Origin of the sequence: Roseomonas gilardii subsp. gilardii (genome assembly GCF_023078375.1) — a bacterium.
Classification (GTDB): Bacteria; Pseudomonadota; Alphaproteobacteria; order Acetobacterales; family Acetobacteraceae; genus Roseomonas; species Roseomonas gilardii.
This window is the reverse complement of sequence record NZ_CP095554.1, coordinates 1,984,814-2,006,158: the sequence shown is the minus strand read 5'-3', so window position 1 is coordinate 2,006,158 and position 21,345 is coordinate 1,984,814. Positions and strand designations below refer to the sequence as shown.

The 21,345-nt window shown below is 70.0% G+C and carries 16 protein-coding genes; 4 read left to right on the top strand and 12 right to left on the bottom strand.

What is annotated here, in order from left to right; genetic code table 11:
* Nucleotides 1–83: 83 nt before the first annotated feature.
* Together metH and MVG78_RS08860 are read right to left on the bottom strand one after the other, a co-directional pair.
* Complete coding sequence (gene metH / locus MVG78_RS08865; protein ID WP_247560084.1) at nucleotides 84–3,596, bottom strand: methionine synthase; 3,513 nt, start codon at nucleotides 3,594–3,596, stop codon at nucleotides 84–86.
* Entirely contained in the window at nucleotides 3,544–4,575 is a 1,032-nt protein-coding gene (locus MVG78_RS08860) for an ArsR/SmtB family transcription factor (protein ID WP_247560082.1), read from the bottom strand. Before MVG78_RS08860 ends, metH begins: the two co-directional genes overlap by 53 nt.
* Before the next feature lie 39 nt (nucleotides 4,576–4,614).
* On the opposite strand from MVG78_RS08860, the gene MVG78_RS08855 reads away from it, so the two are divergent.
* Nucleotides 4,615–4,992 (top strand): hypothetical protein, encoded by a 378-nt coding sequence (locus tag MVG78_RS08855; RefSeq protein WP_247560080.1) that lies wholly within the window; start codon nucleotides 4,615–4,617, stop codon nucleotides 4,990–4,992.
* Between the two features lie 161 nt (nucleotides 4,993–5,153).
* On the top strand, nucleotides 5,154–6,656 hold the full coding sequence (locus tag MVG78_RS08850) for an MDR family MFS transporter (RefSeq protein WP_247560078.1): 1,503 nt from the start codon (nucleotides 5,154–5,156) through the stop codon (nucleotides 6,654–6,656).
* A gap of 379 nt (nucleotides 6,657–7,035) precedes the next feature.
* On the opposite strand, the gene MVG78_RS08845 is transcribed toward MVG78_RS08850, so the two are convergent.
* The 4 genes from MVG78_RS08845 to MVG78_RS08830 all read right to left on the bottom strand — a co-directional run bounded on the left by MVG78_RS08845 (nucleotide 7,036) and on the right by MVG78_RS08830 (nucleotide 10,502).
* Nucleotides 7,036–7,563 (bottom strand): GNAT family N-acetyltransferase, encoded by a 528-nt coding sequence (locus MVG78_RS08845; protein WP_247560076.1) that lies wholly within the window; start codon nucleotides 7,561–7,563, stop codon nucleotides 7,036–7,038.
* Between the two features lie 195 nt (nucleotides 7,564–7,758).
* Nucleotides 7,759–9,183, bottom strand: a complete 1,425-nt coding sequence (locus MVG78_RS08840; RefSeq protein ID WP_247560074.1) for an esterase-like activity of phytase family protein — start codon at nucleotides 9,181–9,183, stop codon at nucleotides 7,759–7,761.
* Between the two features lie 117 nt (nucleotides 9,184–9,300).
* Nucleotides 9,301–9,966, bottom strand: coding sequence for a GNAT family N-acetyltransferase (locus tag MVG78_RS08835; protein WP_247560072.1), 666 nt, complete (start codon nucleotides 9,964–9,966; stop codon nucleotides 9,301–9,303).
* 158 nt (nucleotides 9,967–10,124) lie between these two features.
* Entirely contained in the window at nucleotides 10,125–10,502 is a 378-nt protein-coding gene (locus MVG78_RS08830; protein ID WP_247560070.1) for a hypothetical protein, read from the bottom strand.
* 240 nt (nucleotides 10,503–10,742) lie between these two features.
* Between MVG78_RS08830 and MVG78_RS08825 the strand changes: the two genes are divergently transcribed.
* Nucleotides 10,743–11,534, top strand: coding sequence for a ferredoxin--NADP reductase (locus MVG78_RS08825; RefSeq protein ID WP_247560068.1), 792 nt, complete (start codon nucleotides 10,743–10,745; stop codon nucleotides 11,532–11,534).
* Nucleotides 11,535–11,661: 127 nt separating this feature from the next.
* On the opposite strand, the gene MVG78_RS08820 is transcribed toward MVG78_RS08825, so the two are convergent.
* The 3 genes from MVG78_RS08820 to MVG78_RS08810 form a co-directional block, all read right to left on the bottom strand.
* The gene (locus MVG78_RS08820) at nucleotides 11,662–13,356 is read right to left on the bottom strand and encodes a cation acetate symporter (RefSeq protein WP_345892867.1); all 1,695 of its coding nucleotides are present in this window, start codon (nucleotides 13,354–13,356) and stop codon (nucleotides 11,662–11,664) included.
* Nucleotides 13,356–13,718: a DUF485 domain-containing protein gene (locus MVG78_RS08815; protein ID WP_345892866.1), complete on the bottom strand. Its 363-nt coding sequence runs from the start codon at nucleotides 13,716–13,718 to the stop codon at nucleotides 13,356–13,358. Before MVG78_RS08815 ends, MVG78_RS08820 begins: the two co-directional genes overlap by 1 nt.
* 236 nt (nucleotides 13,719–13,954) lie before the next feature.
* Nucleotides 13,955–15,049 carry an FUSC family protein gene (locus tag MVG78_RS08810; RefSeq protein WP_247560067.1) on the bottom strand — a complete coding sequence of 365 codons (1,095 nt, stop codon included), beginning with the start codon at nucleotides 15,047–15,049 and terminating at the stop codon, nucleotides 13,955–13,957.
* Nucleotides 15,050–15,220: 171 nt separating this feature from the next.
* On the opposite strand from MVG78_RS08810, the gene MVG78_RS08805 reads away from it, so the two are divergent.
* The gene (locus MVG78_RS08805; RefSeq protein ID WP_247560065.1) at nucleotides 15,221–15,820 is read left to right on the top strand and encodes a nitroreductase family protein; all 600 of its coding nucleotides are present in this window, start codon (nucleotides 15,221–15,223) and stop codon (nucleotides 15,818–15,820) included.
* 29 nt (nucleotides 15,821–15,849) lie between these two features.
* On the opposite strand, the gene prfB is transcribed toward MVG78_RS08805, so the two are convergent.
* The 3 genes from prfB to MVG78_RS08790 form a co-directional block, all read right to left on the bottom strand.
* Nucleotides 15,850–16,980, bottom strand: a complete 1,131-nt coding sequence (prfB, locus tag MVG78_RS08800) for a peptide chain release factor 2 (protein ID WP_247560063.1) — start codon at nucleotides 16,978–16,980, stop codon at nucleotides 15,850–15,852.
* A 116-nt stretch (nucleotides 16,981–17,096) separates the two neighbouring features.
* Complete coding sequence (locus tag MVG78_RS08795; protein WP_247560061.1) at nucleotides 17,097–19,649, bottom strand: penicillin-binding protein 1A; 2,553 nt, start codon at nucleotides 19,647–19,649, stop codon at nucleotides 17,097–17,099.
* A gap of 457 nt (nucleotides 19,650–20,106) precedes the next feature.
* A complete protein-coding gene (locus MVG78_RS08790; RefSeq protein ID WP_247560059.1) occupies nucleotides 20,107–21,237 on the bottom strand; it encodes an N-acetylmuramoyl-L-alanine amidase family protein in 1,131 nt (376 codons plus the stop codon).
* Nucleotides 21,238–21,345 lie beyond the last annotated feature (108 nt).

The following is a 21,345-nucleotide window of genomic DNA, read 5'->3' as shown; positions in this document are numbered from 1 at the left end:
GCGAAGAGGCCCACAGCCAGGCTGGTCCAGGCGGTGCGTTCGGTCAGCGAGATCGACATGAGGCGGGCATAGCCCGTCCCCGGTCAAACTGAGAAGTATTTCGCGCGGGGGTGGTGCAACACGATCGCGGAGGTTGACTGCTCCGGATGAAGCTGATGCTCGTCCGACAGGCTCACCCCGATCCGTTCGGCGCCCAGCAGCTTCAGCAGCCCTTCCTGGTCCTCCAGCCGCGGGCAGGCCGGATAGCCGAAGGAATAGCGGCCGCCCCGGTAGCCCTGTTGCAGCATCCGGTCCATGTCGCGGTCATCCTCCCCGGCATAGCCCCATTCGGCGCGGATGCGCTTGTGGACATACTCTGCCATCGCCTCGGCCATCTCCACGGACAACCCGTGCAGATAGAGATAGTCCTGGTAGCGGTTGCCCTCGAACCATTCCCGCGCCACGTCGGAGGCCCTCTGCCCCACCGTCACGACCTGCAGGCCGATGACGTCGCGGTGCTCCGGCCCTTCCTCCACGTCGCGCACGAAATCCGCGATGCACTCGCCATCCTGCTTCGGCTGGCGCGGCAGGGTGACGCGCCAGGCCTCGGTCACGCCGTCCTCCTCGAACAGGATCAGGTCGTTCCCCTGCCCCGCGCATTTCCAGTAGCCGTAGATGGCCTGCGGATGGAGGATGTTCTCCTGCTCCGTCAGCGCCAGCATGCGCTTGAGCACCGGGCGCAGCTCCTGCTTGGCCCAGCCGAGGAAATCCTCCAGCGAGCGGCCCTGCTTCCGGAAGCCCCACTGGAACTGGTAGAGCGAGCGCTCGTTGATGAAGGGGATGATCGCCTTGGGCGGGGCCTCCACCACCCGCGCGCCCCAGAAGGGCGGGACCGGCACCGCCTCGCCCTCCGTCACCCGCTTCCGGCGCGCCTGGGCCTCGTTGACGTCCACGGGCGCGAAGCCGCGCGGGTCCGCGACGCCGAGCGTGCGCTTCTCGTTCTTCGACTTGCCCACCCGGCGCGCCTGCAAGGCGGCGAGATAGCCGTCGAAGTCGTTGCCCATCACCCGGTCCATCAGGTGCAGCCCGTCGAAGGCATCCCGGGCATAGGCGACGCGGCCCGTCGTCCCGTCCTTCGCATAGGCGCGGACGCAATCATCCTCGACATAGTTCCGCGTCAGCGCCGCCCCGCCGAGCAGCACCGGGACCTCCAGCCCCTGGCGCGCCATCTCCTCCAGGTTCTCGCGCATCACCACGGTGGACTTCACCAGCAGGCCGGACATGCCGATGGCGTTGGCGCGGTGCTGCCGCACCGCCTCCACCATCTGCTGCAACGGCACCTTGATGCCGAGATTGACGACTTTGTAGCCGTTGTTGGTCAGGATGATGTCGACGAGGTTCTTGCCGATGTCATGCACGTCGCCCTTCACGGTCGCGAGGACGATGGTGCCTTTCTCCTGGCCCTCGGTCCGCTCCATATGCGGCTCCAGCCAGGCGACCGCGGATTTCATCGTCTCGGCGGATTGCAGCACGAAGGGGAGCTGCATCTTGCCGGCGCCGAACAGCTCGCCCACCGTCTTCATGCCGTCCAGCAGCAGCTCGTTGATGATGGCGAGCGGCGTGTGCCCGGCGGCCATGGCGGCGGCGAGGTCCTCCTCCAGCCCCTTGCGGTCGCCATCGACGATCCGCTCCTTCAGCCGCCCCTCGACCGTCTCGGCCTTCTTGCGCGCGCCCACCTCCGCAGCCTTGCGGCCCTGGAACATCTCCAGCAGCTTCTGCAGCGGGTCGTAGCCCTCGGCGCGCCGGTCGTAGATCAGGTCCTCGGCGACCTTCACCTCCTCCGGCGGGATCAGGTGCAGCGGCTTGATCTTGCTGACATGCACGATGGCGCCGGTCATCCCCGCCTTCACCGCATGGTCCAGGAAGACCGAGTTCAGCACATGCCGCGCCGCCGGGTTCAGGCCGAAGGAGATGTTGCTCAGGCCCAGGATGATCTGGATGTCCGGGAACTTCTCCCGGATCATGCGGATGCCTTCCAGCGTCCAGAGGCCGAGCTTGCGGTCGTCCTCGTTGCCCGTGGCGATGGTGAAGGTCAGCGGATCGATCATCAGGTCCGACTGCGGCAAGCCGTGCCGGTTGCAGGCGAAATCCACCAGCCGCTCGGCGATGCGGAGCTTGTCCTCCGCCGTCTTCGCCATGCCGACCTCGTCGATGGTCAGCGCGATCACGGCGGTGCCGAACCTCTTCGCCAGGATCATGCGGTCCGTCGCATGCCCCTCGCCATCCTCGAAGTTGATCGAGTTGATGATCGGCTTGCCGCCATGCAGCTTCAGCGCCGCCTCGATCACCGGCGTCTCGGTGGAATCGATCACCAGCGGCGCGTTCACGCTGCCGGTGAAGCGGCGGACGACCTCGTTCATCTCGGCCATCTCATCCCGGCCGACGAAGGCGGTGCAGATGTCGAGGGAGTTCGAGCCCTCCCCCACCTGCTCCCGCCCCATGGCGACGCAGCCGTCCCAGTCATGCGCCGCCTGCCGCTCGCGCCAGGCCTTGGAGCCATTGGCGTTGCAGCGCTCGCCGATGGAGAAATAGGCGTTCTCCTGCCGCAGCGCCGTGGCGCCGTAGAGGCTGGCGACGGAGGGCACCCAGACGGGCCTGCGGGGCACCGGCGCGGGCCGGTGCGCGGCGCCGCCATGCTTGCGCAGCATCGCGTCCAGCGCCTGGATATGCGGGGTGGAGGTGCCGCAGCAGCCGCCGATCAGGTTCACCCCGTCCTCGGTGACGAAGCGCTCCATCCAGCTCGCCATCTCCGCCGCACCCAGCGGGTAATGCGTCTTGCCGTCCACCAGCTCCGGCAGGCCGGCATTGGGCTGCACCGAGATCAGTCCGCGCCAGGACCCGGCGAGATAGCGCACATGCTCCGCCATCTCCTGCGGCCCGGTGGCGCAGTTGAGGCCGATCAGCGGCACGTCCAGCGCGTCGACCACCGTGGCGGCGGCGGCGATGTCGGGGCCGACCAGCAGCGTGCCGGTGGTCTCCACCGTCACCTGCACGAAGATGGGGATGTCGCTCCCCGCCTCGCGCTTCGCCGCCTTGGCGGCGTTGACGGCCGCCTTGATGAACAGCGTGTCCTGGTTGGTCTCGGTCAGCAGCGCGTCTGCACCGCCGGCGATCAGCCCGCGGCACTGCTCCAGCAGCGCGGCCTCCAGCGTGTCGTAGTCGATATGGCCGAGGCTCGGCAGCTTGGTGCCGGGGCCGATATCGCCGATCACCCAGCGGTGCCGCCCGTCGGCGAAGCTCTCCGCCGCCTCGCGCGCCAGTTCCACCGAGAGCTTGTTGATCTCGAAGGCCCGCGCGCCCAGCTCGAACTCCTCCAGCGTGATGGGCGATCCGCCGAAGCTGTTGGTCAGCACCATGTCCGACCCGGCCTCGTAGTAGCCGCGATGGATCTCGCGCACGAGATCGGGGCGGGAAAGGTTCAGCACCTCGGTGCAGTTCTCCTTGCCCCAGTAGTCCTTCTCGACATCCAGGGTGAGCGCCTGCACGCGCGAGCCCATGCCGCCATCACAGAGCAGAACGCGGTCGCGCAGGGCCTCGAGCAGGTGGGGACGGGACATCACGGAGCCTCGGTTGCGGCGGGCACGGAAAGGGAATGGTCGGCGGGCAGGCGGGTGGCGGGCCAGAGGCGCACTTCCAGTGCCCCTTCCCCCCCTGGCCGCGGTCCGGGCGGGAAGCGGGGCGCAGCCGGCAGCGCCGAGCCAGCCGGCGACCTGGGCATCGTCGAAGCCGGGCCAACGATGCGCCTGCCGCGCCATCAGCTCCCCGCTCATGCGGGGCGAGGTCGGCGATCAGCAGCCGCCCGCCGGGCGCCAGCACCCGTGCCGCCTCGGCCAGCACGGCGGCCGGGTCCTCGGCATAATGCAGCACCATCTGCAACGTCACGGTGTCGAAGGAGGCATCGGCGATCGGCAGCCGGTACATGTCCGCCTGCCGCACCGCGCAGCGCTGCGCCAGGCCGCGCTCAGACAGACGGGCGCGGGCCAGGGCCAGCATGGCGCGGGAGGCATCGACGCCCAGCGCGATCTCGGGGGCGGTCCCGGCCCGGCCGGCGGTCAGTTCCAGCAGGCGGCCAGTGCCGGTGCCGATATCCAGCAGGCGCCCGGGATGCTCCGGCAGGGCATCCAGCAGCGCCGCCTCGATGGCCGCAGCTGGTAGGCCGAGGGCGCGCATCTCATCCCAGTCCGAACCCTGGCGTTGGAAGGTCTCGGAGGCCTCGCGCGCCCGCTCCGCCGCCAGCCGCGCGGCGGCGCGCCGGTCGGCGGCAAGCTGCGCATCCTCTTCCGGCAGGCGGGCCACGATCATATGGGCGAGGCCAGCCTCGGCGGGCACCTGGAAATAGACATTCGCCCCCTCGGGCATCCGGTCCAGCAGCCCGGCCTCGGTCAGCAGGCGCAGATGGCGCGACAGGCGGGGCTGGGACTGCCCGAGCAGGGCGCAGAGATCGGACACGCACCAGGCACCCCGGGCGCAGAGCGCCAGGAGGCGCAGGCGCGTCGGCTCGGCAGCGGCACGGAGTTGGGCGAGAAGTTCATCCACGGCTGGACAATGACATAAAGATATCCTTATGTCCAGCAGATGGCCTGGACCCTCGACGCCCGCATCCCCCTGTTGCCGCTGCCGGACACCGCCGGGCTGCGGCAGGCGCTGCGCGCGGGGCCGCCCGCCGCACTGCTGCTGCCGGAGGCCGCCCCGGACCTCGACGGGCCGGTGGCCACGGCCCGCTTCCAGCCCTTCGCCACCCATGCCGTGGCCTGTGCCTGCTGCGGCGGCCGTTCCCCGCTGGCCCAGGCGCTGGATCGCCTTTTCCTGGACCGGGTGCGCGGTGTCTGCCCCTGGTTCGACCGGGTCCTCGCCCTGGCGGATACGCCGGAGGTTGCCGCCATGCTGGAGGGGGCTCTGCGCCAGGACGCCGTGGTCGCGGCCCGCTTCCGCGCGGACCGCGATGGCGGCTGAACCGCCGGCCAAGCCCTCCTGGCATGGCTGACCGGACGGCGATGGACCATGCCGGATTGGCCCCACGCACTATCCTTTCGCGAAAACCCGCCCAGATCTGCCCCGGCGACAGCCCACGCGACGCATGAGCGCGGGCCCGCCAGGGACGCCGAGGAAACACCATGACCACCCCGCCCATACCCGCCCGGCGCCGGCTCGTGATGGCCTGCATCATGGTGTCGATGTTCATGGTGGCGATCGAATCCACCATCATCGCCACCGCCATGCCGCGGATCGTGCGGCAGCTCGGGGATTTCTCCCTCTATTCCTGGGTCTTCTCCGCCTTCCTGATGGCGCAGTCGGCCACCACGGTCATCTATGGCCGCCTCGCCGACATCCATGGCCGCCGCCCGGTGCTCTTCGCCGGGATCGCGGTCTTCCTGGCCGGCTCCCTGCTCTGCGGCCTCGCCTGGTCGATGCCCTCGCTGATCTTCTTCCGGCTGCTCCAGGGCCTGGGCGCCGGCGCCATCCTGCCGGTGGGCACCACCGTGGTCGGCGACCTCTACCCGCCCGAGGAACGTGCCCGGGTGCAGGGGCTGCTGGCCAGCGTCTGGGCGGTCTCGGCGGTGATCGGCCCCATGGCCGGGGCGGTGCTGGTGGAACGGGTCTCCTGGTCCTGGGTCTTCTGGATCAACCTTCCCATCGGCTTCCTGACCATCGCCGGCCTCACCTATGCCTTGCGTGAGACGGTGGAGCGCCGCACCGCCAGCGTGGACTATCCGGGCGCGCTGATCTTCGCCGGCTGCGTCGGGGCTCTGCTGATGCTGCTGACCCTGGCCGGGGGCGATGCCTCCTGGCGCGGCCCCGGCATGCTCCTGGCCGGGATGGTGCTTCTGGCGGGCGTGCCGCTGCTGTTGTGGCAGGAATCCCGCGTGGCGGCCCCGATGATCGCCCTGGACCTCTGGCGCGAGCGCATCATCCAGTCCGCCAACGGCGCCACGCTCCTGGCCGGGATGGGGCTGATCGGGCTGTCCGCCCTGCTGCCCGTCTATGTGCAGGGGGTGGTCGGCGCCTCACCGCTCGCCTCCGGCTTCACCCTCACCGCCATGTCGCTCGGCTGGCCCCTGGCCGCCAGCCAGACCGGGCGGATCAACCGGCATCTCGGCATGCGCAACACCACGCGGCTGGGCACCGGCCTCTTCGTGCTGGGCACCGTGCCGCTGCTCTTCCTGGATGCGGGGTCGTCGCTGCTGCTGGCGGCCCTTGCCTCCTTCCTGGTCGGGCTTGGCATGGGCCTGTTCACCACCACCTGCGTGCTGCTGGTCCAGAACAGCACCGGCTGGTCGCGCCGGGGGGCGGCCACCGCCTCCAACGTCTTCTCCCGCCTGCTGGGCAGCACGCTCGGCGTGGCACTGCTGGGCGGCATCCTGAACCTGGGGGCGCAGAGTGCCCTGCGGGCCGCCGGTGACGCCGATTCCGCCGGGAAGATCCGCAACATCCTGGGCGAGGGCGGCATGGCCGGTCCCATCGAACCGGCGTTGCGGAGCGCCCTCCTGCACGGGCTGCACTGGGCCTTCTGGACCGTCTTCGCCCTGGCGGTGCTGAGCTTCCTGCTGGCCCTGCGCATCCCGCATCCGGCCGCCCAGCCCCGCCTGGGCGACGGCGCCCGGCCGCAGGAAAGCTAGAAGCGCCGCGCTTCGTGGCTGGCCACCCCCGGGGGCAAGGCTCTGCCTCGCCCCCGGAGCCCCCACTCCGCCCATGGCCATGATGGCGGACCGAAGCCGGTCCCCGGACCCAGGGCTTTCGTGGGCGCCGGTGGTGGGCGCCAGCCTATGGGCTGATCCCCGGGCGCGAGTGGATCAGCGGGGCTCCCGAAGAAAAACAAACACCGCGTCCGCGCAGATGGCGGCCGCAGTCGCCGGAGAGCATCGCTCTCCGGCGCGATCCGGCTGACAGCGAGAGCCAACGAATGGGGTCCAGGGCCCGCAGGGTCCTGGCGGATAAGAGGGTTCCGGGGGAAAAGGCGGAGCCTTGTCCCCCGGAGGACAGAGGAGCGCCCGCCGTTCAGACCCCGCTTGGCAGGCTGCGGTCGCCGTCGCCGAGTGGGCGCTGCATGAACACCACATCCAGCCAGCGGCCGAACTTGAGCCCGGCGGCCCGCAGCACCCCGGTCTGGCGGAAGCCCAGCGACAGGTGCAGGCCGATGGAGCCGACATTCTCGGCATCGCCGATCACCGCGAAGATCTGCCGGAAGCCCGCCGCCTCGGCGCGGCTCAGCAGTTCCGCCACCAGCGCCTTGCCGACGCCCTGGCCACGCACGTCGTCACGGATATAGATCGAATCCTCCGCCGCGAAACGATAGGCGGAACGGTCGCGGAACTGCGCGTAATAGGCATAGCCGACGACCTCGCCCACTTCGTTCTCCGCCACGAGCCAGGCCCAGCCCGCCTTCTGCACGTGCTCCAGGCGTTGCCCCATCTCCATCTCGTCCGGCGCCTCCTCCTCGAAGGTCCCGGTGCCATGGGCCACGTGATGGGCATAGATGGCAGTGATCGCCGGCAGGTCGGTCGGTCGCGCGTCGCGAATAGGCATCAAGATCTCCATATTCGCGGCGAACTTGTCGGCGTGCGGCGCGGGAAACAAGTCATACCAGCCGCGTGGCCGTGTCTTTCTTTCGGGACAGTCGCGGAAGAGTCCCCCCCGCCCGGCCCTTCCGGACCGGGCGGGGGGAGGCGCGGCGCCCCGGGACGATGCGTCCCCCCCGCCCTGGGTGCCGCGCTGTCCGGGTCAGCGTGCCTGGAGCAGTTCCGGCACCGACAGGAGCATGAACTCGTTGTCGTCGGCCCGGGTCAGGAACCGGCCAGCACTGAAAGGCAGGTTGTTGTCGTTGGCCACGATGATGTGCGTGTCGTCCACTCGCGCCACGTTCTCGATCGTGACGAAGGGGAAGGAGAAGCGCCCGGCCTCCAGCCCCGTGTCGCCGCGCTGCCGCGCCAGCCCCTTCGGGTCGCGGATCGCCATCAGGTCGATGCCGCCGATCCGCCGGATCTCGCCCTCGCCCTCCTCCGCCTCCATGTCGATCAGCGTGACCCGCTTCACCCGCGCCGGAGTAGCGAAGCAGGCCGGCGGCTTCGCCCCACTGGCGCAGGCGCGGGAGGGATCGCCCTCGCCATCGTCACGCTCGATCACCAGCGCCCGGCGGTCGTCGATGAAGTTGAAGTCGCCGATCGACACGGCGCCCTCCGCTAGCCGGAAGCGCTTTACGCGGCCGGTCCAATCACCCTTCTCGAGTGAGAATTCGAACACCCGCAGGAAGTTCCCCTCCGCTTGGTCGCTGCCCGGCTTGAACAGCGGCTTCTCCAGCATTGCCCAGAGCGTCTTGCCATCCGGCGTCAAAGCCATGCCTTCGAAGCCGCCCGAGCGGCGCGCGCGGAAGGGCAGCACGGCGTTGGGCGTGGCGGCGGTGCTCAGCGCGGGATGGTCGGGCGACATCAGCACCTGCCCGTCCAGCTTCGTTTCCACCACGCGGCGCACGCGGCCTTCGCGATCCACATGGATCAGGAAGGGGCCGAACTCCTCGCCGATCCAGAAGCCGTCAGCGACCGGCTGGATGCTCTCCGGGTCGAAATCCGCCCCGGTTAGGTAACGGCGTTCCGTCGCCTCGTGGGTGATGCGGAAGGGTACCTTCCGCTCGGGATCGGACAGGAAGACCGTCTGCTCCACCTGCACCGCGCCGGTCGCGAAATCCGGCCGGATCTTGCGGAAGGCCAGCAGCGCGTCGGAGCTGTTGCGCTTGGTGCCGAAGCCGTTGTCGGTCAGCACCCAATAGGCGCCGGGCTCCCCGGCCACCGGCTTGATGCCGGAGAAGCCCTGCACCGGCTGCCCCTGGAAAGGCAGCGACAGGCCGGTGGGCCGGCCATCGGGCGCCGGGCCGGTGGTGCCGGGGATGCCGCCGACCTGATCGGTCCGCAGATTGCCCGGGCCGGTGAAGCGCCCGGACACCCGCGTCTCGACGGGTGCATCCCCGGGAGGCTGGGCCAGGGTATTGGCCGGAAGGACGGCATGGCCGGCCAGCACGGCCTCGAAGCCCTGCTCCGCCGCCTGCGCCCGGCCCGGCAGGGCCAGGGTGGCAGTCGAGGCAGCGGTCACGAGCCCGCCCAGCAGCAAGGCACGGAAGGAGGCGCGGACGGTCCCGCGAAGGAAGTTCGGCAAGCGAATCGCCCCTGTTCTCATGGAGCGGCGCTTAGCCTCCGCAGGCTGCAACCCGATGACGGCTTCATGACACAGGGATGACGCAGGCGTCATCCCGCGGCGAAAAGCACGCCCGGATCAGGGCGCGGGATTCGTGCCCGCGATCTCCCCCATCGACTGGCGCGGGCGCCCCGCATGGTCCCAGTTGGCATCGTCCAGCCAGGCGGCGATCACCTCGCGCCGCGCCGGCCACTCATCCTCCAGGATCGAGAACCAGGCGGTGTCGCGCGAGCGGCCCTTCACGATCTTCACGCTGCGCAGCGTGCCCTCATAGGTGAAGCCCAGACGCTCCGCCGCCCGGCGGGAGGGGGCGTTCAGCGCATGGCACTTCCAGGTCAGCCGGCGATAGCCGAGATCATCCATGGCATGGCGCATCAGCAGGAACATCGCCTCGGTGGCCGCGCGGGTCCGCTGCAGCCGGGGGCCGAACCAGATGTTGCCCAGCTCGATATGCGCATCAGCCGGAAAGATCTCCATCAGGGTCAGCCAGCCATCCGCCGTGCCGGTGCGGTGCTGCCGGATGGCCCAGGCCATGGGGTCGTGCTGGCTGGCGAGGCCGGCCACATGGCGGCGCATCGCCTCCTCGTCCCGGAACGGGCCATAGCCCAGATAGGCCCAGGAATCCTCGGCATTCGTCGCGGCCCGGAACAGGTCCGGGGCGTGGCGGGGGTGCAGTGGCTCCAGGTCCACATTCTGTCCGTGATGCGGAATCCTGGCGGGCAGGGGGCGTGGGGTGTCGTCCACGACAGGCCCCAGCGGAGGCCCCTGACGTGAAACGGTGGATGGCGTGATCATCGGGGCGCGATCCTGGCGCCGAAGCGGAACTTCGGCAATGCGCCGCGATACCGTCCGGCCCCCTGGAGTGGGGCGGCGCGGCGCCCGATGGGGCAGACAGGCGAGCGTCAGACCAGGATATCGACCTGCGAGGCAGCGGCGGTGAGCTTGGTCTGCGCCTGGATCACGGCCTGCTGCGCCTGGGCCAGCGTGGCCTGGTCCTCGGCGATCCGGCTCGCATCCGCATGGGCCTGCTGGTCGGCGGCCAATTGCTGCCGCGCCCTCACCTCCTCCGCCTGCGCATCCTCCAGAGCGGCTTTGAGCTCCGAGGTATCGGTGCTGCCACTGCCGCCCTGGCTGGCTCCTGCACTCCCCGAGGACGAAGCGGCCGGGGAAGCTATCGGGGAAGCTATCGGGGAGGCCGCCTGGGCGCTGCCGCTCCTCGTGCTGCTCGCGGAGGATGGCGCGTAGCCCTGCGTGCCGGTGGCGGAGGTGATACTGGTCATGGCCAAGGTCTCCCGAGCCCGCTCCGGAACCGAAACCACCCTGGCCGGCGCGGCGGCATGGTGCAAACAAGCATGCCGGGCTTGAGAAAGCGTTAAGATCCCCTGGCTTGCCCCTTGGGCCCGGCATCATCTCCGCCACCGGCCCTCCGCGCCGGCATTGCGAATATTCGCAAACCACAGGGCAGGAACGTTCATTCCACGTTGCCTTCCGCGGCGCGGCACCCCATAGCTTCCGCCGTCATGAACGCCCCCGCACCCAACGCCGCCTTCTTCCATGAGACGGTCCTGTCCGTGCATCACTGGACCGACCGGCTCTTCTCCTTCCGCACGACGCGCGACCAGGGCCTGCGCTTCCAGGCCGGGCAGTTCGTGATGATCGGCCTGATGGTGGAGGGGCGGCCGCTGCTGCGCGCCTATTCCATCGCCTCCGCCCCCTGGGACGAGGAGCTGGACTTCCTCTCGATCAAGGTGCCGGACGGCCCCCTCACCTCCCGGCTCCAGCACCTCCAGCCGGGCGACAAGATCCTGGTCGGGCGCAAGCCGGTCGGCACGCTCATCCTCAGCAACCTGCGCCCGGGCAAGACGCTCTGGCTGCTCTCCACCGGCACCGGCCTCGCCCCCTTCCTGAGCCTGATCCGCGAGCCCGAGGCCTATGACCAGTACGAGCGGGTCGTGGTGGTCCATGGCGTGCGCCAGGTGGACGAGCTGGCCCATCGCGCGCTGATTGAGGAGGAGCTGAAGCAGCACGAATTCCTCGGCGAGATCATCGGCGACAAGCTGCTCTACTATCCGACCGTGACGCGTGAGGCCTTCCGCAACCAGGGCCGCGTGACCGACCTGATCGCCTCCGACAAGCTCACCGGGGATCTCGGCCTGCCGCCGATCTCGCCCGAGCATGACCGCGTCATGCTCTGCGGCAGCCCGGAGATGCTGGCCGATTGCCGCAAGATCCTGGAGGAGCGCGGCTTCCACGAGGGCAGCCAGCACGAGCCCGGCGAGTTCGTGATCGAGAAGGCCTTCGTCGAGAAATAGCCTCCGGCCACCCGGGAAAGCGGAAGGGGGATGGCCTTGCGGCCATCCCCCCTTTTCCGTTCGCACCCCGGGAAACAAGGCCGGAGAGGACGCCCTCCCCGGCACGCGCCTCAGTGGGAGGTGGGCCTCAGTGGACGTGGGCCCCGGAGGCGCCGATCCCGGTCTCCGAGCGCACATACTGCGCGTCGAAGGAGGCGATCTCGCGCCGCGCCCGCAGGCTGTTGTCCATCTTCGAGAAAGCCCAGATCCCCACGAAGGCCAGCGGCATCGAGAAGATCGCCGGATTGTCATAGGGGAAGAGCGCCGCGGCATGGTGGAAGGTGTCCACCCAGACCGCCTTGCTCAGCACCACCATGACCACCGCCGCGACAAGGCCCAGCAGCCCGCCGCAGAGCGCACCCGTGGTGGTCGTCCCGCGCCACATGGTGGACATCAGCAGCACGGGGAAGTTGCAGCTCGCCGCCACGGCGAAGGCGAGGCCCACCATGAAGGCGACGTTCTGGTTCTCGAAGATATAGCCGAGATAGATGGCGACGAGGCCGATCACCACGGCGGAGATCTTCGACAGCCGCACCTCCTTCTTCTCCGTGGCGCGGCCACGGGCGATCACGCTGGCATAGAGGTCGTGGCTGACCGCCGAGGCGCCCGAGAGCGTCAGGCCCGCGACCACGGCCAGGATGGTGGCGAAGGCCACGGCGGAGATGAAGCCCAGGAAGAGCGAGCCGCCCACCGCATTGGCAAGGTGCACCGCCGCCATGTTGGTGCCGCCCAGAAGGCCGCTGATCTTGTTGTAAACGCCCGAGGCGCCGTTGGTGTAGTAGGCCGGGTCGTTCATCAGGAAGGTGATGGCGCCGAAGCCGATGATGAAGGTGAGGATGTAGAAATAGGCGATCAGCCCGGTGGCGTAGAAGACCGACTTGCGCGCCGCCTGGGCGTTCGACACCGTGAAGAACCGCATCAGGATATGTGGCAGGCCGGCCGTGCCGAACATCAGCGCGAGGCCCAGCGAGATCGCCGAGACGGGGTCCGCCACCATGTTGCCCGGCGCCATGATGCTGGCGCCCGCCGGGTGCACCTGCACGGCGGTGGCGAACATGCGCTCCGGGTTGAAGCCGAAATGCCAGAGCACGGCGAGCGCCATGAAGGTGGCGCCGACCAGCAGCAGGCAGGCCTTGATGATCTGCACCCAGGTCGTGGCCTTCATGCCGCCGAAAGCGACATAGACGATCATCAGCAGGCCGACGATCACCACCGCGTAGAGGTATTGCAGCCCGAAGAGAAGCTGGATCAGCTTCCCTGCCCCCACCATCTGCGCGATCAGGTAGAAGGCCACCACCACCAGCGTGCCGCTGGCCGAGAGGATGCGGATCGCCGTCTGGTCGAGGCGGAAGGAGGCGACATCGGCGAAGGTGAACTTGCCGAGGTTCCTCAGCCGCTCCGCGATCAGGAAGAGCACGATGGGCCAGCCGACCAGGAAGCCGATCGAGTAGATCAGCCCGTCGAAACCGCTGGCGAAGACCAGGCCGGAGATGCCGAGGAAGGAGGCCGCCGACATGTAGTCGCCGGCGATGGCCAGCCCGTTCTGGAAACCGGTGATGCCGCCGCCCGCCGCGTAGAAGTCGGAGGCCGAACGGTTCTGCGAAGCGACACGGTAGGTGATGATCAGCGTCATCGCCACGAAGGCAACAAACATGATGATCGCCGCCCAGTTCAGCGCCTGGCGCTGCACCGGCCCGGAGATCGCATCCGCCGCATAGGCCATGCCGCCGAGGCCGAGGGCGAGCGTCCCGGCGGTGACGGTGAGGAGCTTGAGGAGGCGCATCAGCGGCTCAGCTCCTGGCGCAGGCGCTGCGTCATCTCGTCGAAGCGCGTGTTGGCGCGCGCGACATAGATGCCGGTCAGCACGAAGGCCGAGACGATGACCACAAGGCCCAGGACGATGCCCATGGAGGTCGTGCCTCCGGCGACCGGGGCGGCCATCAGCCCATGGGCGAAGGCCACGAGCAGGATAAAGCCCAGATAGATCGCCAGCATCACGATGGAGAGCGTCCAGGCGAAGCCGGAACGGGCCTTGACCAGTTCCTGGAAGGTCGGGTTGCGCAGGATTCGGTTGACCTCGCCCGCCCCCGCATCGGCCATGGCGGCGTCGGTGACGGGCAGTGTGGTTCCCAGCGGGATCGCCATTCTGTTTCCTCGATTCTCGGGTCTGCAGCCCGTATTTCTATGGCGGTTGCCGGAGCGGTCGGCCGCCGTCGCCAGCCTTGTGGGCGAAGGCGCTCCGGTTCGGACCCTGCCATGTTCGTTCGGCATGGCGACAGGGTCAATCGCGAAAAGGGCCGGAGCCCTTCCCCAAAACGGCGCGGCCCGCGATCGCCTGCCGGACCTGTTTCAGAAACGCGACACATTCCGGACCTGCAAGGTCAAGGATGCGGCCCTCCCGCCTCGCCTCCGCCCCCTTCCCGGCCTGCCCAAAGCCATCCCAGCAGGTCCACCGCGAAGGCCAGGCCGCTGCCGGCCAGCGTCGCCAGGATGCGGTGGCTCGCGGCCTCGGGCTCCGGCATGGCCACCAGGGCGAGCAGGAAGACCACATAGGCGCTGATGGCCGTGGACAGGGCGGCGTAGTTCACCCGTTGCAGGGCGTAGCTCGCCCAGGCCATGGACAGGACCAGCAGGGCCAGGGCCCAGGGGCCGGGACGGAGCATCGCCGCCAGCAGGGTCGCGCCGCCCGCCCCCAGCAGGGTGCCGGCCACCCTTTGCAGGCCCCGGGAATAGGTCTCGTCCAGCCTCGGCTTCAGCACCATCACCGCCGTCATCGGCGCCCAGTAGCCGTTCGGCAGGTCCAGCAGCCGGCTGGCCAGCACGGCCCCCATGGCGGCGCAGGCCAGCCGCAGCGCATAGGCCCGGTCCGGGTTCCGGCGGCTGACGAGGAGGCGCAGGGATTCCAGGAGTTCCGGGATCTGCAGGTCGGAGGGCCAGCCCTGGGGCGCGGGCAGGGCACGCCGGCAGGCCACCAGGATCACCCATTGCAGCGCGCCGCCCACCAGGATCAGCCCACCCCGGCCCAGCGCATGCTCCAGGCTGGACGGAAAGGCGCTGGCCACGGCCAGGGCGATGTTCCATTGCAGCCCCAACCACCAGGCCCCGGTTCCCACCGCCGTCAGCAGGCCACAGCCCGCCGCCCAGAGGCCGCTGAGCAGGAGCAGCAGCGGCAGCCAGTGCCCCGCCAGGGAACCGGCCGCCGCCGAGGCCGCCATGCCCAGCATCGCCACCAGCATCGGCATCGCCCAGCCGCGCGAGAAGCGTTGCAGCGCGCCGAAGCCAACCGACATGGCGCCGCTGGCCGCCACCAGCCCACCCGCCGGGTGCCCGCCCAGCAGCCCGGCCAGGAGGGTCAGCGCCACCGCCGGCAGGCAGAGCCAGGCGATCCGGATCTGCCGGGCTTTCCAGTCCAGATGGAAGATCGTGCCCGGCGGCTGGAAATCCGGCAGGCGGCGCTGGCGGAAAAATCCCGGCATGGTCCCCGGATGGCGGTCCCTCTGGCATATCCCCGGGGCAAAAGCCCCGCCGGTCCGCTTCGTTGCAGGCGGCGTTTGCGTTGCCGCGCGAAAGGCGCGAGAAAGGGGACCGCACAGGTCCGGAACACTCCCGGCCGGTCCTGCCCGCCGACACCGTCCCGGAACCTCGCGATGAACGATCTTGCCCCGCTTTCCTCCGGAACCGCCTCGCCGGTGCTGGAGGCCCTGTTGTCCCGCCACTCCGTGCCGGCGCAGATGCTGCGCGCCCCGGGGCCGGAGGGAGAGCTGCTGCACCGCATTCTGGAGACCGCCCTGCGCGCGCCGGACCATGGCGGGCTGCATCCCTGGCATTTCGTGCTGATCCGGGGTGAGGCACGCGCCCGCTGGGCCGCGGCCGTCGAGGAGGCGATGCGCGCCCGCGACCCTTCCGTGACGCAGCCGATGATCGACAAGCAGTGCGGCCGCATCCTGAACGCACCGCTCACCATCGCGGTGGCCGCCCGCCTCCGGGAGGGCAAGATCCCGGAGGTGGAGCAGATCCTCACGGTCGGGGCCGGGGTGATGAACCTGCTGAACGCCTTCCATGCCGAGGGCTTCGGCGCGATCTGGCTGACCGGCGCCAACGGCTACGACCCCGCCCTGGCCCGCCGCCTGGGCCTCAACGAGGGCGAGCGGCTGCTGGGCTATGTCTTCGTGGGCACGCCGGATGGCGAGGCCCGCCCGCCCCGCCGCCCCGATCTGGCGGCGCATGTGACGGACTGGACCGGCTGAAGCCTCCCCTCCCCGTGGAGGGGTAAGCCTCAGATGGCGGAGGCGCTGGCCTCGGAACGGGTGCCGCCGACGCGCTGGGCCAGGGCGGCGGCCATGAACTCGTCCAGGTCGCCATCCAGCACGGCGGCCGGGTTGCCCTTCTCCACGCTGGTCCGCAGGTCCTTCACCATCTGATAGGGCTGGAGGACGTAGGACCGGATCTGGTGGCCCCAGCCGATATCGGTCTTGCCCGCCTCGACGCCCGCCGCGATCGCCTCGCGCTTGCTCAGCTCCAGTTCGTAGAGCCGGGCGCGCAGCATATCCATGGCGATGGCGCGGTTGCGGTGCTGCGAACGGTCCTGGGTCGAGGCCACCACGATCCCGGTGGGGATATGGGTGAAGCGCACGCCGGATTCCGTCTTGTTCACGTGCTGCCCGCCGGCGCCGGAGGCACGGAATGTGTCCGTCTTCAGGTCGGCCGGGTTGATCTCGATCTCGATCCGGTCGTCGATCACCGGATACACATAGACGGAGGCGAAGGAGGTCTGCCGCCGCGCCGCCGCGTCGAAGGGGCTGATGCGCACCAGCCGGTGCACCCCGCTCTCCGTCTTCAGCCAGCCATAGGCATTGGGGCCGGAGATCTGCAGCGTGGCGGACTTGATGCCCGCCTGCTCGCCCTCGCTCTCCTCGGTGATGGTCACCTTGTAGCCGCGCTTCTCCGCCCAGCGCGTGTACATGCGCCGCAGCATCTCGGCCCAGTCCTGCGCCTCCGTGCCGCCCGCGCCCGCATTCACCTCCAGGAAGGCGTCGTTGGCATCGGCCTCGCCGGACAGCAGGCTCTCGATCTCCCGCCGCTTGGCCTCGGCGGCCAGCGCCTTGAGATCGGCCACCGCCGCATCCGCCGTGGCGGCATCGCCCTCGGCCTCGGCCAGCTCGATCAGGTCCAGCGCGTCACGGACATCCTGCTGCAACCGCGCCACACCCTCGATCTGGTCGGCCAGCCGCCCGCGCTCGCGCATCACGCGGCCGGCCTCGTCGGCATCGTTCCAGAGAGTCGGGTCCTCGGCGCGGGCGTTCAGCTCGGCCAGACGGGCATTGGCCGCGTCCCAGTCGAGATGGCGGCGCAGCAGGGAAACGGATTCTTCGATCTGGCCCTTCAGGGCTTCGGCATCGGCACGCATGGGGGGCCCCGACTGGCGCGGCCCTCCTCCCCCAAGGGGGTCCGGGCCGCGTCTCATACGAAATGGTCATCCAGGCACGCCCCGCCCCCTGAAAAGGGAACGGGGCGGAAGCGGGTCTAGTAGAGCCCGCCCAGGCTGCTGTCCACGGCGGAAGCGGTGGGCGGGTCGCCATCGCCGCCCCCGCCGCCCAGCGGCGCCCGGGCGCTGTTCTCGGTGCCGGGGCGGAAGGCCTCGGTGATCGGCGCGCCGTTGAAATCCGTCATCCGCACCAGCGCCACGCCCGGGGGGGCGCGGAAGGGCACCGGCGGGCTGTCCTTCAGCGCCGCGGCCAGGATGTCATGCACGATCGGCGCGGCATTGCCGCCACCGGCCTCGCCATTGCCCAGGGAGCGGCTGTCGTCGAAGCCCATCCACACCGCCACGACGATATCCGGGGTGAAGCCCACGAACCAGTTGTCGCGGAAGTCGTTGGTGGTGCCCGACTTGCCGCCCACCGGCCGGTCCAGCCCCTTGCCGGCGGCCACGCCGGTGCCGCGCTCGACCACACCGGTCAGGATGTTCACCATCTGATAGGCGGCGATCGGGTCGGTGATCTGTTTGCGCTCGTCCTTCAGCACCGGCGGGCCGGCGGAGATGTCGGCGTCGCAGCCCGCGCAGGAGCGGATGTTGTTGCGCCAGACCGCCCGGCCCAGCCGGTCCTGCACGCTGTCGATCAGGGTCGGCGTCACCTGCCGCCCGCCATTGACGAAGGAGGCATAGCCGCCGGCCATGCGCAGCACCGTGGTCTCGCCGGCACCCAGCGACATGGCCAGCACGCGCGGCATGTTCTGGATCACCCCGAAGCGCGCGGCGGAATCGGCCACCTTGTCCATGCCGATCTCCTGCGCCATGCGCACGGTCGGCAGGTTCAGCGATTTCTCCAGCGCCGCCCGCATCGTGACATAGCCGCCCGAGGCCCGGCCGGTGTAGTTGCCCGGCCTCCAGGGGCCCTGCGGCGTCATGATCTCCAGCGGCGCGTCCAGCAGCTGCTGGTTCGGCGGAATGCCCATCTCCAGCGCCGGCAGATAGACGAAGGGCTTGAAGGAGGAGCCGGGCTGCCGCATCGCCTGGGTGGCGCGGTTGAACACCGACTTGTCGAAGGAGAAGCCGCCGGTCATGGCCAGGACACGCCCCGTCGCCGGGTCGAGGGCCACGGCCGCACCTTCCACCTGCGGCACCTGCCGCAACTGCGCCCGGCCATTCCCGGAGGGCTCGACCATCACCACGTCGCCCGCCTTCACCACATCCGCCATGCGGCGCGGCGCACCGCCGAGGCGCCCCTGGGCGTTCACCGGCCTCGCCCAGCCGCTGACATCGGAGAAGTTCAGCGTGGCCTGGCGCGGCTGCGCCGCCTGGCTGCCCGGCGGCCGCTCCAGCCAGGCGATCCGGGCCTCACGGTCCTTCACGTCCAGCACCACGGCCTGCCGCCATTCCGGCAGCAGCCCGGCGGGGCGGGGCAGCGCCTCCAGCGCCGGCATCCATTCCGAGGCCGCGGCGGAGATCTGGGTGACCGGGCCGCGCCACCCGCCCCGGCGCCGGTCATACTCCAGCAGTCCCCGGCGCAGCGCATCCTCGGTCGCCTGCTGCAGCTTCGGCTCCAGCGAGGTGCGGACCACGAGCCCGCCCATGGTGGTCTGCTCCTCGCCGAAGCGGGCCAGCAGCTCCCGCCGCACCTCCTCGGTGAAGTAGCGGCCCACGGCCAGGACCTCGGGGCGGCCACGGCTCGGCGGGCGGATCGGCTCCCGCTTGGCCTGCTCGGCCTGGGCCTGGGTGATGGCGCCGTCCTCGGCCATGCGGTCGATCACCCAGTCACGCCGGGCCTTGGCGGCCTCCGGATAGCGCACCGGGTTGTAGTTGTTCGGCGCCTTGGGCAACGCGCCCAGGAAGGCCATCTCAGCGATGCTGAGGTCGCTCAGGCCCTTGTTGAAATAGTTCCAAGCGGCGGAGGCCACGCCATAGGACTGCTGCCCGAGGAAGATCTCGTTCAGGTAGATCTCCAGGACGCGGTCCTTGGACATGGCGGATTCGATCCGGTTGGCCAGAATGGCCTCGCGGACCTTGCGCATCATGGTGCGGTCGTTGCCGACCAGCATGTTCTTGGCGACCTGCTGGGTGATGGTCGAGGCGCCCACGGCCCGCCGGCCACTGCCGATCTGCTCCAGGTTGGTGACGGCGGCCCGGGCGATGGCGAGCAGATCGACGCCGCCATGGCTGCGGAAATTCTGGTCCTCGGCCGAGATGAAGGCCTGCTGCAACAGCGGCGGGATCGCCTCGATCGGGACGAAGACCCGGCGCTCCAGCGCCAGCTCGGCCATCAACTGGCTGTCCGAGGCATAGATCCGGCTCATCTGCGGCGGCTGGTAGTCCGCCAGCCACTTGTAGTCCGGCAAGTCCTTGGTGGCCGTCTCCCAGAGCGCGAAGGCGGCGATGCCGCCCACCACGACGCAGACCAGGGCCAGCGCCACGATGCCGCCCAGGATACGGCGCAGCCAGCGGTGGCGGGGCCGGGCCTGCCGCGCGTCGCGGCGCGCACGCCTATCCTGACCGGATCGGGGGCGCCCGCCCCCGCTGTCCTGCTGCGGAGCGTCGCTGCTCAGGGGAGCGCGCTCCCGGTGGCTCTCATCACTCATCGTCGCCCCAATACATGCTCACGCCCCGCCGGTGTTGCGCATCCTGTGCCGGGGACACCCCCGATCACGCATTGCTGTGCGGCGCACCCCGCAGGACGGCCACTCGGAACAGCCTTCCGGAAACATCCCCCTGGGGCAGGGCTCGCCGGAAGCCACCTCCTTGGGCCTCTCATGCCCCCATCCCGCATGCGGGCGTTTGATAAGCGAGGCAAGGTCGGCACCGGAACCCACGTTCCGCCACAGCACCGATCCCCTCCACAGGGTGTCGGATGTCCAGACCTCTCACAGCAGTGATCCGCAGATAGGTGCGGGGAAAGCCCGCCGCCAGTGGATACCAGTGCCAGAAGGGTAACCAACATCTCAAAAATCGACTTTGGGTTGGATAATAATTCCCACAGCTATGAGTTCTCGGTCCCTCCCATACGCTCCGGGGCCATTCTCGAGACGGGGAGATCTCTCAGGCCGTCCGGTCCGCGATGAAGCGGTGCACGGCGTCGGACAAGGCGCTGGCCAGCTTGGCGCGGTGCGCCGGCCGGTTCAGCGCCGCCTCGTCGGCGGCATTGCTGAGGAAGCCCATCTCCACCAGCACCGAAGGCACGTCCGGTGCCTTCAGCACGGCGAAGGCTGCCTGCCGGTGGGTGTTGGGCAGCAGCGGGACGTCGCCGCGCAGCGAGCCGACCACGAACTGCGCCATCTGGTCCGAACCCTGCCGCGTCTCCTGCCGAACGAGGCTCATCAGGATGCGGGCCACCTCCGGCGAGACCGGCGGCAGGTGCAGGCCGGCGGCCGCGTCCGCCGCGTTCTCCCGCTTCGCCAGCCCCGCCGAGAGCGCGTCCGAGGCCCGGTCCGACAGGGTGTAGACACTGGCACCCCTCGCCCCCGGCGCGCTGTCCGCGTGCAGGGACATGAAAAGCACGGCATTGCGCTTGCGGGCGAAGTCCACCCGCCCGGCCAGGGGGATGAAGGTGTCGTTCGAGCGGGTCATCACCACCCGGCACAGCCCCTTCGCCTCCAGCCGCTTGCGCAGCTCATGCGCCGCCGCCAGCACCACCCGCTTCTCATAGGTGCCGGACACGCCGATCGTGCCCGGGTCCTTGCCGCCATGGCCCGGGTCCAGCACCACCACCGGCAGGCTGCGCCGCGGGGCCGCCGGGCCGCCCTCCGCCACCGTGCGGCTCCGCGCCAGACGGGCGAAGGCGGCGCTGCTGCCAGGGCGGATCGTCAGCGCCAGGCTGCCGCCCCGCCGGTCCACCCCCGGTGCCGCCACCGGCCCCTCCAGGTCCAGCAGCAGGGAGCCGGAGCGGGCGTCCCAGCGCCCTCCCCGCACCGGGCCGGCGCCGGCGATCCGGCTGGGGCCCTTCCACCCACCGGGCAGATAGAGGCGCAACCGGGCCGGCCGCGCAGTGGCGGTCAGGCGCCATCGCTCGGTGGGCCCCAGCGGCAGGGTGAGCCGTGCTCCGTTTCCGTCCGCGCGCAGGGCCACGGCCTCCGCCAGCGCCGGTCCGGCGATGGTGGCCCCCCCGAGCCCCATCGCCAGCATGGAAAGGCCGAAGCGCAGGAAGCCACGCCGGCCAGTCTGTCCATCCATCTCCAAAAGTCCCCCTGCGGCGCAGCCTAGCGCAGGCCAGCCGGGCTTTCGACGTTTTCGCAGGCGGGACGAGCGGCGCTGTCGCCGCCCAGCCACACCCGCGATCCG

Coding starts and splice junctions, on each gene's coding strand:
- metH (WP_247560084.1), bottom strand. CDS start 3,596: ATGTCCCGTCCCCACCTGCTCGAGGCCCTGCGCGACCGCGTTCTGCTC.
- MVG78_RS08855 (WP_247560080.1), top strand. CDS start 4,615: ATGGCCTGGACCCTCGACGCCCGCATCCCCCTGTTGCCGCTGCCGGAC.
- MVG78_RS08850 (WP_247560078.1), top strand. CDS start 5,154: ATGACCACCCCGCCCATACCCGCCCGGCGCCGGCTCGTGATGGCCTGC.
- MVG78_RS08845 (WP_247560076.1), bottom strand. CDS start 7,563: ATGCCTATTCGCGACGCGCGACCGACCGACCTGCCGGCGATCACTGCC.
- MVG78_RS08830 (WP_247560070.1), bottom strand. CDS start 10,502: ATGACCAGTATCACCTCCGCCACCGGCACGCAGGGCTACGCGCCATCC.
- MVG78_RS08825 (WP_247560068.1), top strand. CDS start 10,743: ATGAACGCCCCCGCACCCAACGCCGCCTTCTTCCATGAGACGGTCCTG.
- MVG78_RS08820 (WP_345892867.1), bottom strand. CDS start 13,356: ATGCGCCTCCTCAAGCTCCTCACCGTCACCGCCGGGACGCTCGCCCTC.
- MVG78_RS08815 (WP_345892866.1), bottom strand. CDS start 13,718: ATGGCGATCCCGCTGGGAACCACACTGCCCGTCACCGACGCCGCCATG.
- MVG78_RS08810 (WP_247560067.1), bottom strand. CDS start 15,049: ATGCCGGGATTTTTCCGCCAGCGCCGCCTGCCGGATTTCCAGCCGCCG.
- MVG78_RS08805 (WP_247560065.1), top strand. CDS start 15,221: ATGAACGATCTTGCCCCGCTTTCCTCCGGAACCGCCTCGCCGGTGCTG.
- prfB (WP_247560063.1), bottom strand. CDS start 16,980: ATGCGTGCCGATGCCGAAGCCCTGAAGGGCCAGATCGAAGAATCCGTT.
- MVG78_RS08795 (WP_247560061.1), bottom strand. CDS start 19,649: ATGAGTGATGAGAGCCACCGGGAGCGCGCTCCCCTGAGCAGCGACGCT.
- MVG78_RS08790 (WP_247560059.1), bottom strand. CDS start 21,237: ATGGATGGACAGACTGGCCGGCGTGGCTTCCTGCGCTTCGGCCTTTCC.